The sequence below is a fragment of the Sulfurimonas paralvinellae genome (assembly GCF_014905135.1).
Taxonomy (GTDB): Bacteria; Campylobacterota; Campylobacteria; order Campylobacterales; family Sulfurimonadaceae; genus Sulfurimonas; species Sulfurimonas paralvinellae.
Genome location: NZ_CP041406.1, coordinates 658,430 through 673,255, shown reverse-complemented (window position 1 = coordinate 673,255; position 14,826 = coordinate 658,430). Strand labels below are relative to the sequence as shown.

Genomic DNA, 14,826 nt, shown 5'->3' with positions numbered 1-14,826 from the left:
GCCTTGCTTAGAAGTTGCTTTAATTTTTTGGTACTTTTATCTTATAGACTACAGCATACAGCAGTGGAACATAGAGTAGATTTAACACTGTTGCCCATGCTATACCGTAACCAAGAGAGACTGCCATAGGCTGCAGAATCTTTGCCTGCCCTGAAGCAAAAAATATCAATGTCAACAATCCGAGTACCGTTGTCAAAGATGTCAAAAGAATCGGTCGCAGACGTGTCTGTGCCCGTCGCATCAACTCTTCCGTATCTTTTGCTTTTTTGATAAAGTCAACCATGATCAGTCCATCGTTGACGACAACTCCTGCCAGTCCTACTATTCCTATGAGTCCCGGCATTGTAAGGTTAAGTCCCATCAGCCAATGCCCTACAAAAACACCAAGTAATACAAGCGGTATTGTACTGATAACAATTAAAGATTTCTTTATAGAATCAAACAGCCATACCAAAGTAATAAAAATTAAAAATATTGCAATAAGTGCAGACTGCATCATCTCTTTTTTATTTTTATTGTTCTCTTTCTCTTCACCCTTTATCTCAACGATCATGCCTTTTTTCTTGAACTCTTTAAGCAGCGGTTCTATCTGCTGCATAAGTTCAGAAGATGTTATGATCTTTTTATCTGTAGAAGCAAAAAGACTGCGAACACGCTTGCCGTCCTCTTTTTTCAGCGTTACATAACCCTGTTTATATTTAAAATCACAAATATCTTTGAGTTTTACATACTGCTTAGATGAAGGTACCTGCAGTTCAAGGTTGTTCAATGAATCGATCTCACTGTCAAGCTTACTTTCCAAACGGATTCTAATGAGTCCTGACTTGTTAAAAAGTTTACCGTATTCACCTTTAAGATAATAGGCGCGAAGTACATTCGATACGATTCCTTCGTTAAAGCCCAACTCCTGCCCGTATCTATTGACTCGGAGTTTGAGCTCTTTTTCTCCAGGAGTTGCATCATCAGAAATATTGAAAACACCTTGTATTGAAGAGAGTTTTTTCTCTAACTGCTTAAGATAAGGAACAACACTTTCATCATTTTTAGAACTTAAACCTATCTCAACATCATGGGCAATCACACCTGCACCAGGTACTTTAACAACCAATTCTTCAAAAAGCTTTTGTGATTTCGCATCCTTCGCCTCACGTATGCCTGCAAGTGATTTTTTAATCTCCTCTGCTATCTCTTTTGCATCTTTTGTTCTTGTCTGCACTTTTGGATCATACTCTATAGAAAGATGAGGACTTATGTATTTATCAAAAAAGTTTTCAGGTGCACGTTCATGCAGGTCAATAAAGATATGAAACATATTTTCACCAAGTTCAGCTCTGTTCTTGGCATCCATTTTAAAACCTATGACTGAAGTTACCGAAGAGACATTGTTCTTGTCGATATGTTTGAGAATGATATTCTCAAGTTTTGTGACCACTTTTTCAGTATCTTTGAGTTCATTGTTAATGTTTACCTTTCCATAAACATATACCTGTGTATTGTCAAAATCAGGAAAGAGCTGAAATTTTGCATGTTTTATCATTACAAATTCCAAAGCGAGTATGGCACTCGTTATAAAAAGTAAAGAGAGAACTTTACGTTTGAAGAAAAAATGCAGTCCTTTGGAGTACCACACATACATTTTATCCCAGAATCTTTTTGTAAAACTCCCCTCACGTGAGACTTTCAAAAAGTCATGTGCATGCAGCGGCAAGAAATAAAACGCTTCAAAAAGAGAAGAGAGAAGCAGAACCGTAATCATAATAGGGATGATTTTTATAAACATCCCCATCTCCCCTGTCATCAAAAGCATTGGTAAAAAGGCAAAAACAGTTGTCAATGTTGCCGTGAGGACTGCCGGAAACATTTCCGCTGCCCCGTTGATAACAGCCTCTTTTCTATCCATTCCCTCTTCAAGATGTCTATAGATATTCTCAGCGACAACAATTGCTTCATCCACCAGCATACCCAGTGCAATAAGCGCACCCAAAAGTGAGAGCATATTGAGACTATCACCCAAAATTTCCGTTACTATGAGCCCTATCATAAAGCTTACTGGAATCCCTAAGGCCACGACAAAAGCGATACCACGATTGATAAAGATCAGCATTGCCAAAAAAACAAGCATCAATCCAAAGACAATATTTGAAAAGACGACATTCAGACGATTCTTGATCCAGACAGAAGTATCTGTGTAGATACTATAGTTGAGTTTAGGATGTTTCAGCTTCTGCTCTTTTAAAAGTTTACGAATATCTTTTACAAGTGCTATTGCATTACCGTTTTTACTTTTTGTAACATTGATGGAAACATTTCTGATACCATTGTAATGAGAAAGTTCTGCCGAATCACTAAGTTTAAATGCCACATCGGCAATATCTCCGATACGAAGTTTTACACTACCGACATGGATGATGGTATCGGCAATTTTTTCTCTACTTTTTTCACCGTTGTTCGTAGAGATATAAAGATGATGTGCTTTTTGTTTAATCGTCCCAATAGGAAAAATAGAGCTGATGTTACTGATGGCAGATACTACCTGTGAAGAGTTCAGGCCATACGCTTTTATCTTGGGATAGTTTAAAGAGATATCCAGTTCTTCATCAGCATCACCGCGAATGGTAATATCACTGAGATCTTTAAATTTAGAGAGTTCACTTTTAAGTTCGTCTGCACGCTCAAGCAGTTCTTCTTTGGATACATCGCCTGAAAGTGCAATAAGTACAAGAGGAAAAGCGTGTGTTTTAATTTTAGCGACAGGCTCATTCATATCTGCAGGCAGATCTTTTTTGACACCGCTGACAACATCTTTGACATCATTTAAGACCAAGATATTATCAGAACCTGGTTTTATCTCTGCAGAAATAAGAAAAGAGCCGTTTTTAATACTGCTTTTGATTGTGTCAAGTTCATCGATATTTTGCAGATCATCCTCGATGCTCTGTACAACCATCTTATCCAAAATATCAGCCGATGTCCCTGCATAGCCGCCTTTAATAGTGATCTTGTCCATATTCATCGGAGGGAAGATCTCTTTTGGAATATTAATATAGGCAAAAATGGAAAGCATAAAGATAAAGATCAACAAAATATGATTGAGTAGTGGCTTTTCTATAGCAAACTCTATAAATTTACGAATCAATTTTTTTCCTTAAAACATTGTGTCGAGGATTTGATTTTTAAACTTGATGGACTCAACGGAAGCAGAAATCAGTTTATTTTCTTCTTTAAGCGTTTCATACTCCACTTTTAGTTTTGCTATCTCTCTGCTTTTAAAGTAGATCTGCTGTGTTATATATATCTTTGGAAAAGCGAACATTGCGATAAAAAGCAGTGTCAATATCATATATAAAAAATAGTTGAAATCCAGTCGTCTTTTGTGTGTTATAAGTCCGTCGACTTCATCTAAAAGCTCATGCTTGTCGCTCACGCCCTACTCCTCGATATCCATCTGAAATATCCGCATCTTTGCACTTCTACTTCTGGCATTTTCTCTGAGCTCATCATCCTTTGCCATAATCGGTTTTTTCGTAAGAATGTGACCAAGCTGGTGATCGTTTCCACAACTGCAGCGTATTGCTTCAGGCGGGCATATGCAGGATTTTGACCACTTTGAAAAGATCTTTTTCACTATTCTGTCTTCTAACGAATGGAATGAGATAACAGCTATCTTTGCATGAGGCAGTCTCGCATTTTCAATGCTTTCAAGCAGTGACTTCAGCTCACCGAGTTCATTATTTACCTCTATGCGTATTGCCTGCATTAAAAGTGTCGCAGGATGAATCTTTTTACCTCTTGGCATAAAAGATTTGAGTCTGTCGCTCAGCTCTTTAGCTGAAGTAAAAGGACGGTTTTTCACTATTTCTGAGGCAATTTTTTTATAGTTACGCAGCTCTCCATATTCCAGCAGTATCTTTTCTAGCTCGTTTTGTGAATATTCATTGACGACATTGGACGCCGAGAGTGGTGCATCTTTATCCATACGCATATCAAGATTCTCACTCTCATAGGAAAATCCACGATCTTTTTGATCGAGCTGCAGTGACGATACTCCTATATCTGCAAGCAGGCCTTTGATATCTCTTGGATCTATCTCACGCAGAATATCTTGAATAACCTGAGAAAAACGCCCTTTTCGTATCTCAACTCTATCACCGTACTTTTCAAGTCTTTTGCGTGAGAAGTCTATAGCTGTCTGGTCTTGATCTATAGCTATAAGCTTGATATTTGGATTTGCATCGAGAATCATTGAGGAGTGACCGCCATATCCCATAGTACAGTCAATAATAATTCCATCTTCTATATTTTCAAAAGCTGACACGACCTCTCTGTACAAGACTGGAATATGTGGAATATTTTGCAAATGTCACCCTAAAATAAAATTTAAAGTGATTATACAGCAAATTTGATTTAGGTTTAATTTTTTATACTGTATGATTGAGCAATATTTTAAAAAAAGAGGGATTATGGACCTTTTAGCTGCCTATCAAAACGAACTTTTAGCTTTAGTCGCCATTTTAGTTGTCATACTGATATATATAAAAATAAAACGCAAAAATGAGGACAATGAAGCTGCTGAAGAGGCTGAAGATCAGACTATTGCAGTTACTGATGAAACTCTTTTCGAACACGAAGAAGCAGTTGAAAATACAGAAGATGCACAGACTGTAAATCAGGCAGAACAAGAAACAGCAAGTGATGAAGAATCTATCGAAATGCTTGACGGCAAAGAGGAAGGTGATTTCGGAATCGTAGAAAGCACAACAGCTGACAAAAAAGCTCCCCAAGAAAAAAAGATACACAAACGAGATGTACCGCCACATGCAAAAATAGTAAAAGAAGACTTTAAAGAATTTTCGGGACAGCGCCTCTTACTAGCAGAAGACAACATTATCAATCAAAAAGTCATCCAGGGTCTTCTAGCAGAAAGCGGCATTGAAATTGTAGTGGCAAATGACGGTGTTGATGCTTTGGAAATTTTAGAAAAAGATGATAATTTCATAATGGTTCTCATGGATGCCCATATGCCGCGTATGGATGGTTTCGAAGCAACGCGTAAAATCAGAGAAAATCCAAAATACGATCATATAGTTGTTGTAGCACTCAGCGGTGACACAGCAGCTGATGATATCAGAAAAATGACAGAAGCCGGTATGACAGAGCATCTTGAAAAACCACTTAAAATGGATGCACTTTACGATGTACTCTATGCCTATACACCTGATGAAAATACTTCACAGACAGATGACAACTATAGTGAACTCGATGTTGAAGAAGGTCTGGAAATTTCAGGAGATGACAGTGAATTTTATCATGAAATACTCGAAGAGTTCATAAAAAGTTATGAAAATGCCCATGAAGTTATTGACAGGTTTATTAAACACAACAACATCGACAATGCAGATAAACTATTACTTGATATTATAGGCGTCTCGGCAAACATCGGTGCTCAAAATCTCAACAAAATAGCAGTCCAGCTCAAAACATCTCTGCGTGAGGATGACAATCACAAATCAAGACTTCTTTTTACATTTAAAGAAAAACTTGAAGCACTCATCAAAGAGATTAAAAAATACCTTCATTCACAAAGCTAGAACTCCTCTAGCTTTTTTTCTACTCACTCTTCAAATTATTTGACACTAAAACTCAATATATCAACGTCTATAAAGTAACACTTAAAATAAAATTTATCAAAAAATTATAATTTATATGTAATTATTGACCTAAATCAAGCTAATTTAATCTAAAACTTTATACACTACATATGATTCTAAAATCTAACCTAAGTTTAAGGAAAGCATAATGATAGATCCATCAGTAGTTAGACCAGAGATAGCACTCGATGATTTTTTACCTATCTTTGTCTCATCTGCACTTGTGTTAGTTTTTGGAGGAGTTTATGTTGGTATATATACTGCAGTAAAAGTTAAACTGCTAAAGCCGTGGACAATGATTATAGCCTATGGTTTTTGGATGATGACTGCCTATTGTTTGTATTTAATGGGAAGTTTGATGCATGTAGGGGATTTTACTGCAAAAGCTTTAGTTGTCGCTGCTATTGGATTGTTTTTACTTCCATTTGCAGTTTATTATATGCAGAATCAAGTTCATGAAGAGAATGAACATTGATAACTATATATTTGACAATAATTTTTTAGGAGGATACAGTGGCTAATAAATCTGTATGGAGTGACAATCGTTTCTGGCAGCGTTCAGCAACGTGGGTTACAGGTTTTGCATCGATACTACTGATTTGGCTAACGTTTGATACGTCGGCACAAATTGCAATGGGTAACGATCAAGATCTTAAAAATGGTGTAACAAAAAGGGTTCCAGGACCTACTGTTATTAATTACAAGATTACATATGAAATGAGTGCAAAACGCGGTCATGAAGTTCCGGTAATCGGAGAAAAAGAGAAGTTCTTTGGTCGTGATGATTATTCAGAAGAAGAAGCGGGAGCTCTCCTTCACTTAGGTAAACTGGGTTCACAGGCTAAAAACTGTATGGATTGTCATACACTTCTTGGTAATGGAGCTTATTATGCACCAGACTTGACAAAAGCATGGTTAGACCCAGCTTGGGGACCAGATGGTGCAATGCAGGCATTAACTGGAAAAAACACAAAAGAAGAAGCTATGGCTGAATTCTTACAACATCCTGACCAATATCCTACACATGCTCGTATGATGCCTAATTTAGGTATTACAGCTGAAGAGGCTAAAGGTTTGGTTGCATTTTTAAAACATATGTCATCAATAGATACAAATGGTTTCCCAAGAAACTTTGGACATATGCAAGGAGCTATCAATGGCAAATAATCATTTAACATCAGAGTCAAAACAATTAGCAACATGGTACTTTACTTTTGCTGCTATCATTTTTGGTGCTCAATTACTTTTTGGTTTAGTTGCAGCAATTCAGTACGTAATGCCAGGTTTCCTTTATGGAGTATTAGACTTCTCTATTGCTAGAATCTTACACATCAATGCTCTTGTAGTATGGATGGTTTTTGCAATGTTTGGTTCAGTTTACTGGTTATTACCTGATGAAACAGGTATAGAAACTGTTGGTATTAAACTTGGAAAGCTTCTTTTTTGGATCTTTGCAGCTGCTATCGTTGTCGTTGTGTTGGTTTACCTTCTTGTTCAAGTAGGTCCGGCAGATGCAACAACTATCTGGTTCATTACTGAAGGACGTGAATATATCGAAGCGCCTCGTTGGGCTGACTGGGGTATTGTAGTAGTAGCGTTAGGATTTGTTGCAAACTTATTCTTAACAGGTATAAAAGGTAAACAAACAGGAATTGTAACTGTTCTTATGGCAGATATGATTGCATTTGCAGGTCTTTACTTAGCTGGTATGTTCTTTACTGACAATATCTCTGTTGATCAATACTGGTGGTGGTGGGTAATCCACTTATGGGTTGAAGCTACATGGGAAGTTTTTGTTGGTTCAATCGCTGCTTATGGTCTTATCACTATGATCGGTGCACACCGTAAAGTTGTTGAGATGTGGCTATGGATAGAGGTTGCGATGCTATTTGGTTCAGGTATTCTTGGACTAGGTCACCACTACTTCTGGATCGGTACACCTGAGTACTGGTGGGAAATTGGTGCACTCTTCTCAGCTCTAGAACCACTACCACTTGTTGCAATGTTTATCCACGTACTTTATGACTGGGGTAAAACACAAGGTGGTGAAGAAGCTAAAGGTAGTGATGTATCTGTTATCAATAATAAACCTGCGTTTACATGGTTTGTTCTTAATGCATTTGGTAACTTCTTAGGTGCTGGTATCTGGGGATTCTTCCACACACTACCACAGGTAAACCTTTATACTCACGGTACACAGTTTACTTCAGCACACGGTCACTTGGCATTCTTTGGTGCATATGCAACTATCCTTGTAGGTATGATGTATATCGCAGTTCAAGGGACAAATGGTCTTAAAGTTATGAAACATACAAAAGCTTCAATCTGGGCTGTTAGTATGATCACTGGTGGTGTTGTCGGTATGACAGTAGCACTGACTATTGCCGGATACGTTCAAGTTCTTGTCTCACGTGCACAAATGGGTGCTACATGGGCAGGATACTTTGACGGTCAAAGCGGTATGTGGTTTATACAAGCAATGGATTGGAGACTTATTATGGGTGCTGTAACATTCCTAGGTTTTGTATTCCTTGCAAAAGATTTACTTACTACTGGTAAAAATCCAGTACACGAAAGATAAGGAGATAAAATGTTTGAACCATTTACAGACGTTGTGCCTAGCTTTTTCGGCTGGCTCAACCAAGGTCCTTTAACGTTAACGATTTTTCTTCACACTATTATTGTACTTCCAATGATTTGGATTTACTTCCAAGAGAAAAAACGCTTAGAAAACGAAAACTAGTTCGGCTGGCTCCATTGGGGCCATGCCCAATCTTCAATTTTAGAAGGAGAAATAAAATGAGATTAAATAAATTAGTTATATCAGTTGCAGCACTTGCAGTTGTAAGTTCAGGTTTATTTGCCGGCACTTCACATATGAATGTTGAAAAAATGTTCGAAAAAGAGTGTCAAGGATGTCATGGACCAAATCACGAAGGTGGTGTTGGTGCTGATTTACGTCCAGCGAAGTTAAAAGACAAAAATTCATATTCACTTGCTCAGACTATTTTAAATGGCCGTCCGGGTACGGCAATGCCTCCGTTTGCTGAAAAAATGAATAAAGCAGATGCACAAAAAATGGTTGACTACCTACAACACTTCAAAGGTAAGAAAATTGAAGTTCTTACTTTGGATGCTGTTAAAAAAGGGTGGAAAAAGCTCAATGACAGAATGGCATTGTTGAAAAAATATCCTCACGCAGCAGATGTAAAAAAAGTAACAGATATCTGTTTCGTTACAGAACGTGATGCTGCACGTGTTGTTTTTGTTGATGGCACAAATGGAAAAGTTTTATCAAAACACCCTGCCGGATTTGCTGTTCACGTAACAGTGACAAATAAACGTCAGCCTCGTTATGCATACTCTATCAGTCGTTCAGGTCTGGTAACTATGTTCGACCTTGCTTCAAAAGGTCAGCAAAAAATTGCACAGTGTCAAGTCGGGTCTGAATCTCGTGGTCTTGCAGTTTCACCAGATGGTAAATACCTCATGGCAGGTAACTATGTTCCAGGTGGTGCAGTACTTATGGATGCTATGACATTAGAGCCGTTAAAAGTATACCCTACATCATCTGTTATCAATATGGATGGAGACATCGGTTCAAGCCGGGTTGCAGGTATTTATGATACTCCGTACGGTCCATACATTGCATTTGCACTTAAAGATGCAGGGCATGTTTATATAGTAGATTACTCTAAACCAAACTATCCAATCGTTGGAGATATTCCAAATATCGGTAAAATCTTACACGATGGTTTTGAAAATGAAGGTAAAGAGATCGGTCGTTACTTAATGCAAGCATCTCAAGGTTCTGATGTAATGGGCGTTGTTGATTTTAAAACGAAATCTCTCGTTGCTAAAGTCTATACAGGTCCAGGAAGCAAGCCTCACCCAGGTCAAGGATCTAGCTGGTACAATGACAGATATGGTCAGCTTTATGCTACAAACAGTATGAATGTTGGTGATGTTGTTATCTGGGATAGCAGCTGGGATGTTGTTGCACACGTTAGAACTGCTGGTGGTGGTCTTTTCGTTGGTACAAGTGAGCATACACCATTTATCTGGTCAGACTGTGTACTTGGCGGAAAAGCTAACTGGAACAAAATGTATCTTATCAACAAACAAACTCTTGAAACAGACAGAATCATCACTGTTGGAACAAAAAGAGGTACTGTTACAGACCCTGTAACACACAAAGTACTTTACAGCTGGAAAGTGCCAACAGTTAAAGATAAAAAAGGTAAAGTTGTGATTCCTAGAATCTTACACGCTGAACCTGCTAATCATGGTCACTGGACTATGATCTCTGAATGGAATGCTGGTCGTATCGGTATCTATGAAGCAAAAACTGGTAAATTCGTTAAATACATCAAAGGTTTAACAACGCCGACTTTTACTTACTCTATCGAACATAGACAATCAATTCCAGGTGCGTAAGCATCTTTTTTCTCTCCCTTGCGGAGAGAAACTTCTCACTAAGAACAGCAACTTTTTCTATAATTTTTTTTAATAATATTCTTAATACACACTCTTTAGAAAATTCCTATTTTACAGCCTTTTTAAGGCATTTTTCAAGCTTAATTTTGCTAGAATAATATTTAATTCAACAAAAGAAACAAAATGAAAACTTTCACAATTTTACTCTTATTAATTACAACATCATTAACAGCTGATACACTTACAGGGAAAAAAGTTTTTGAAACATACTGTTGGGGTTGTCATCACCAAACAGCTATGGCTTTTGGACCGCCATTTAATCAAATAGCAGCTAAAAGAACAAAAGCCGAGGTAGAAGCGTACATTGCTTCTCCAAAATCAATGTACAAAGCTTTTGGCTACAAAAGAACAGTAATGACGCAACTAAACTTAAATGCGCAAGAGCTCGATCTGATCAGTGACTATATACTCTCTTTTAAAGGAAAAAAATAATGTTTCGATTGTCCAATCTCATTGCTTCGGTAGTTGAGGATAAAAAAGAGAGAATTTTAGACGGCAGCATCGCCATATGGAACTTTACAAACCGCTGTAATCTTTCATGCCTTCATTGCTACTCTAAATCGACTCTTGATGAAGTAGATACGCTCACTACAGAGCAGATAAAAAAAACGATTTTAGAGATGAAAGCAAATGGTGTTAAATTTATCATCTTCTCAGGAGGAGAACCGCTCACGCGAAAAGATCTTTTTGAGATAGCTGAATTTTGTAGGGAAAACGGTATTATTACCTACCTTTCAAGCAATGGTCTCTATTTTACAAAAGGTAATATTCAAAAGATTACAGATACTTTTAATTATGTTGGAGTTAGCATTGACGGTGATGAACCTACTCATGATTACTTTCGCGGATTAAAAGGTGCTTTTAAAGAGACACTCAAAGCTGTTTTATTGGCAAACCAGACCGGTTCAAAAGTCGGCATCCGTTTTACGATGACAAAAGATACAATCGACTCACTGGAGTATATTTTTGATCTTGCAGAGAAACACAATATACCAAAAATCTATGTCTCTCACCTTGTCTATTCCGGTAGAGGCCTTGATAATTTAAAGATGGATCTAACAAAGGAGCAACGCCGCAAAGCAGTAGAGTTCATACTTGACAAAGCTTTTCAATATTATGAAACTGGTCGTGATATAGAGATTGTTACCGGAAATATGGAAATGGATGCTATACTCTTACTTGAGAAATTCGGCAAAAAATATCCGGACTTAAAAGATAAAATGAGAGATAGGCTTATTAAATGGGGTGGTAATTCTGCAGGACGAAAACTGCTCAATATAAATTCAGAAGGTGATGTTCGTCCTGACCCGTTTTTTCCGCTTATTGTCGGTAATATCATCAATCAAAACTTTGGGGATATCTGGCAAAGCGGTGAATTGCTTGATGAGCTTCGTATACACCCAAGAAAACAGATTTCCGGAATATGTAGTGACTGTAAACAGATAGATATCTGTAATGGCGGTTCTCGCGCACGTGCATATGCTATCAGCGGAGATCTTTGGGCAGAAGATCCATCATGCTACTTAACTAAAGAAGAAAGAGAGAGTATTTAAATATGATAAAAAAACTGCTAATAGGAGCACTTGTCAGTGCAGCATTTTTCACACATTCACAGGCAAAAGAAAAATATTTCGTTGTTGAGAGAGAAAGCAGTTCTGTAGCTGTTATTGAAAATGGTCTACCACGCCATCATATGCAAAATATGCACAATATGAACCATGGTGTCATCAAATTCTATGATAATGACGGTTATCTCATCTCACGTGACGGCTATATTGTACGATTTGATCCACGCAGTGAGAAAAAGCTGAATGAGTATAAAACAAGCAAAAGTGCCATCGGTTTTGTCATTAACAAAAACTATGTAGCCGTTGCAAATTATGATGATAAAAGTGTCGATATTCTCTCACGTGATCTAAAACCGATAGAGAAGATCAAGACAGGATCACGCAACGTGGGAATAAAAATCTATAAAAACTATCTTGTCTTTTCTGAAATGGACAAGGATGCCATCGCCATTTATGAAGATGTAAACAGAGGCAGAGGAAAACCTCATTTTAAACTTGTCAAGGAGTTTAAAAATGTAGGTGTCATGCCTTTTGATGCTATGATCAAAGGTGACAAATACATCAATGGATTTTTTCAGTCTCCATGGTTTGGCGTTGTTGACTTAGACACACTGAAATTTGAAAAGATTCAACTGCAACTCGATGACAGAAAACCGGTACTCAAAGTACCTCACTTTGGATTTTGGTCTATCAGTGATTCCAAAGTATTTATTCCTGCAGTGGGCGATAACAAAGTATTTGTATTTACACCGGATTTCAAATTCATAAAAGCTATTAAAACAGAAGGTCTTCCTGTATTTACAGCACTTTCACCAGATAAAAAATATTTGGCAGTGACTTTCAGCGGCAAGAAATTTCCTGTTATTCAAATAATAGATACAAAAACACTCAGAGTCATCAAAAGATTTGAGTTTGACGGCAAGGTTTTACATCTTCGCTGGTCAAATGAAAAACCTGAACTTTATATATCTGTCAATGACTCCAACAAAGTAGCAGTTTTAAATACTAAAGGCTGGTGGTTAAAACGTGAGATACTCACTATAAAAAAACCATCCGGAATATTTATCTATCAAAAAGGCAAATAATGGGCAAAGTATACTTAACAGGAGCTGGACCTGGAGACACTGAACTCCTTACCGTCAAAGCACACAGAGTAATTACGGAGGCTGATGTCATCATTTATGACCGTTTAGCAAATCCTGAACTTCTGGATATGGCAAAGAACGGCTGTGAGTTTGTCTATGTCGGTAAAGAAGATGGCCGCCATACACTGCCACAGGATGAGATAAATGAAGTCATTTATCAAAATGCTCTCAAACATGATGTTGTGGTTCGTCTTAAGGGCGGAGATCCTTTTGTCTTTGGGCGTGGCGGGGAAGAAGGAGCTTATCTTCAAGAAAGAGATGTAAAATTTGAAATTATTCCAGGTATTACATCTGCTGTAAGTGTCCCTGCCTATGCAGGAATACCTGTTACCCATCGTGGTGTAGCTGTCAGTTTTCGCGTTGTAACCGGACATGAATCGCCAAACAAAGAGGTTTCACAGATTCCATGGGAAAACTTCAAAACAGACGATACGATCGTCTTTTTAATGGGACTGCACAATCTCGGTAAAATAGCGTCAAAACTAATGGAAATCGGCAAACCAAGAGAGTACCCTTGTGCCGTTATTTCACGTGGAACGACAGAAGATCAGACAGTCGTTGTCTCAACACTTGAAAATATAGTTGAAGAAGCAAAAGGCATCCCTACCCCTGCTTTAATCATTGTAGGCCGTGTCGTAGAGCTGCGTGAGCAGCTCAACTGGTTCAAATAGACTTAATCTTTTTTAGAAGCTTCTATCTCTTTTAAAAGAGTGGCTGCTTCCACATCCCCCTCTTTTACATTTTCACTGAGCCAGTATTTTGCCTTTTTAAAATCAAGCAGCTGCATATAAATGCGCCCGACATTTTTTTTAGCACCTTTATGCCCTGCTTTTGCTGCCATTTCTAACAGTTCTGCCGCTTTTTTTATATCTTGCTTTACACCATCACCATTATAATACATAAGCGCAAGATTATAGGATGCTTCTGCATTGCCTTTTTTTGAAGCACATTCCAACCACTTCAATGCCTGTGCATACTCTTTTCCAATATTGACACCAGTAAGATACATCATGCCTAGATCCAAACAGGCTCTGTCATCACCGCTTTTTGCAGCTTTTTTTAGCCATAGCACTCCATCTTTTTTACTTTGCTGCACACCTATACCGTTAAAGTAGAGATAACTCACTGCATTTTGAGCAGAAGTGTCTCCCTTCTTTGCTTCTTGCATATAAAGCGAAAAGGCTTTTGTGTACTGCTTGTTTTTATATGCCTGCAGCGCTTCATTTGTGGATGAAAAAAGAGAAACTGCAAAAATAAGCATCAAAAAAAATATTTTCATCGAAACACTCCTAAACATAATAAAGCAATAAAGAGAGGGTCAATGCAAAAAGAAAAGTAACGCCTATCATCACAGCTCTTTTTTTAGACTCTTCAATGCCATACTTCTTTTCTAAAAAATTACTCACTACTATCCCCGGATAAATAGAGAAAAGAAACATCGGAAATGTCATTACCAAAACCATCATTATGTCATGTGCAGTCATTAAAATCCATTCAGTTCAAAGTTTTTTTATAATTATTATTATATCATAGTATTCTACTCCTTATCTGGATTAGAATACACTTAACAGGACATAATTATGAAAAAAAACTTTATCTTAACACTCTCTTTTTTACTTACTACGCTTCTCTTTACTGCATGCAGCACAACATCAACAGGGGATGGTGATGTCAAAACAGCAAACTACGTACACTTTAAGGCTATGCCTTTAAAAGAAGTTCACGCACGCATTGTCGAGGCTGGTGAAGAAGATGGCTGGAGAATGACAGAGTTTAAAGAAAATGAACTCATCGCAGAAAAAACAGATAATGGCAACACAAAGGCAGTGACGATTGATTTTGCAGAAAACTATGTAAATCTTACACCGCATGACAGTGATTTAGAAGATGCTATCGAAGATAAACTGGGATTATAAACTCTCATTTATGTAATTTTGCTACACTTTATTTATTAATAAATAAAGGTAG

16 protein-coding genes are annotated in these 14,826 nt (G+C 37.6%); 11 read left to right on the top strand and 5 right to left on the bottom strand.

The window, feature by feature from the left end:
* Positions 1-19: 19 nt before the first annotated feature.
* The 3 genes from FM071_RS03595 to rsmH are packed head-to-tail and all read right to left on the bottom strand — an operon-like array spanning position 20 to position 4,357.
* Complete coding sequence (locus FM071_RS03595) at positions 20-3,136, bottom strand: efflux RND transporter permease subunit (protein ID WP_193111650.1); 3,117 nt, start codon at positions 3,134-3,136, stop codon at positions 20-22.
* A gap of 9 nt (positions 3,137-3,145) precedes the next feature.
* On the bottom strand, positions 3,146-3,424 hold the full coding sequence (locus FM071_RS03590) for a hypothetical protein (protein ID WP_193111649.1): 279 nt from the start codon (positions 3,422-3,424) through the stop codon (positions 3,146-3,148).
* Positions 3,425-3,427: 3 nt separating this feature from the next.
* Positions 3,428-4,357 carry a 16S rRNA (cytosine(1402)-N(4))-methyltransferase RsmH gene (gene rsmH / locus FM071_RS03585; protein WP_193111648.1) on the bottom strand — a complete coding sequence of 310 codons (930 nt, stop codon included), beginning with the start codon at positions 4,355-4,357 and terminating at the stop codon, positions 3,428-3,430.
* 103 nt (positions 4,358-4,460) lie between these two features.
* Between rsmH and FM071_RS03580 the strand changes: the two genes are divergently transcribed.
* From FM071_RS03580 to cobA, 10 genes are all read left to right on the top strand, one after another.
* Positions 4,461-5,588: a response regulator gene (locus FM071_RS03580; RefSeq protein WP_193111647.1), complete on the top strand. Its 1,128-nt coding sequence runs from the start codon at positions 4,461-4,463 to the stop codon at positions 5,586-5,588.
* A gap of 208 nt (positions 5,589-5,796) precedes the next feature.
* Entirely contained in the window at positions 5,797-6,123 is a 327-nt protein-coding gene (locus FM071_RS03575; RefSeq protein ID WP_193111646.1) for a hypothetical protein, read from the top strand.
* Between the two features lie 38 nt (positions 6,124-6,161).
* Positions 6,162-6,815, top strand: coding sequence for a c-type cytochrome (locus FM071_RS03570; RefSeq protein ID WP_193111645.1), 654 nt, complete (start codon positions 6,162-6,164; stop codon positions 6,813-6,815).
* Complete coding sequence (locus tag FM071_RS03565) at positions 6,805-8,229, top strand: cbb3-type cytochrome c oxidase subunit I (RefSeq protein ID WP_193111644.1); 1,425 nt, start codon at positions 6,805-6,807, stop codon at positions 8,227-8,229. The genes FM071_RS03570 and FM071_RS03565 overlap by 11 nt, the downstream gene beginning before the upstream one ends.
* Positions 8,230-8,238: 9 nt before the next feature.
* Positions 8,239-8,391: a hypothetical protein gene (locus tag FM071_RS03560; RefSeq protein WP_193111643.1), complete on the top strand. Its 153-nt coding sequence runs from the start codon at positions 8,239-8,241 to the stop codon at positions 8,389-8,391.
* Between the two features lie 56 nt (positions 8,392-8,447).
* Positions 8,448-10,085, top strand: a complete 1,638-nt coding sequence (locus FM071_RS03555) for a nitrite reductase (RefSeq protein ID WP_193111642.1) — start codon at positions 8,448-8,450, stop codon at positions 10,083-10,085.
* Between the two features lie 183 nt (positions 10,086-10,268).
* Positions 10,269-10,577 (top strand): c-type cytochrome, encoded by a 309-nt coding sequence (locus tag FM071_RS03550; protein ID WP_193111641.1) that lies wholly within the window; start codon positions 10,269-10,271, stop codon positions 10,575-10,577.
* The gene (locus tag FM071_RS03545; protein ID WP_193111640.1) at positions 10,577-11,698 is read left to right on the top strand and encodes a radical SAM/SPASM domain-containing protein; all 1,122 of its coding nucleotides are present in this window, start codon (positions 10,577-10,579) and stop codon (positions 11,696-11,698) included. The genes FM071_RS03550 and FM071_RS03545 overlap by 1 nt, the downstream gene beginning before the upstream one ends.
* A gap of 2 nt (positions 11,699-11,700) precedes the next feature.
* Positions 11,701-12,798: a cytochrome D1 domain-containing protein gene (locus FM071_RS03540; protein WP_193111639.1), complete on the top strand. Its 1,098-nt coding sequence runs from the start codon at positions 11,701-11,703 to the stop codon at positions 12,796-12,798.
* Entirely contained in the window at positions 12,798-13,529 is a 732-nt protein-coding gene (cobA, locus tag FM071_RS03535; protein WP_193111638.1) for a uroporphyrinogen-III C-methyltransferase, read from the top strand. The genes FM071_RS03540 and cobA overlap by 1 nt, the downstream gene beginning before the upstream one ends.
* Positions 13,530-13,531: 2 nt before the next feature.
* On the opposite strand, the gene FM071_RS03530 is transcribed toward cobA, so the two are convergent.
* Complete coding sequence (locus FM071_RS03530; protein ID WP_193111637.1) at positions 13,532-14,137, bottom strand: tetratricopeptide repeat protein; 606 nt, start codon at positions 14,135-14,137, stop codon at positions 13,532-13,534.
* A gap of 10 nt (positions 14,138-14,147) precedes the next feature.
* Complete coding sequence (locus tag FM071_RS03525) at positions 14,148-14,342, bottom strand: hypothetical protein (RefSeq protein WP_193111636.1); 195 nt, start codon at positions 14,340-14,342, stop codon at positions 14,148-14,150.
* Between the two features lie 96 nt (positions 14,343-14,438).
* On the opposite strand from FM071_RS03525, the gene FM071_RS03520 reads away from it, so the two are divergent.
* Positions 14,439-14,774 (top strand): hypothetical protein, encoded by a 336-nt coding sequence (locus tag FM071_RS03520; RefSeq protein ID WP_193111635.1) that lies wholly within the window; start codon positions 14,439-14,441, stop codon positions 14,772-14,774.
* Positions 14,775-14,826: the final 52 nt, after the last annotated feature.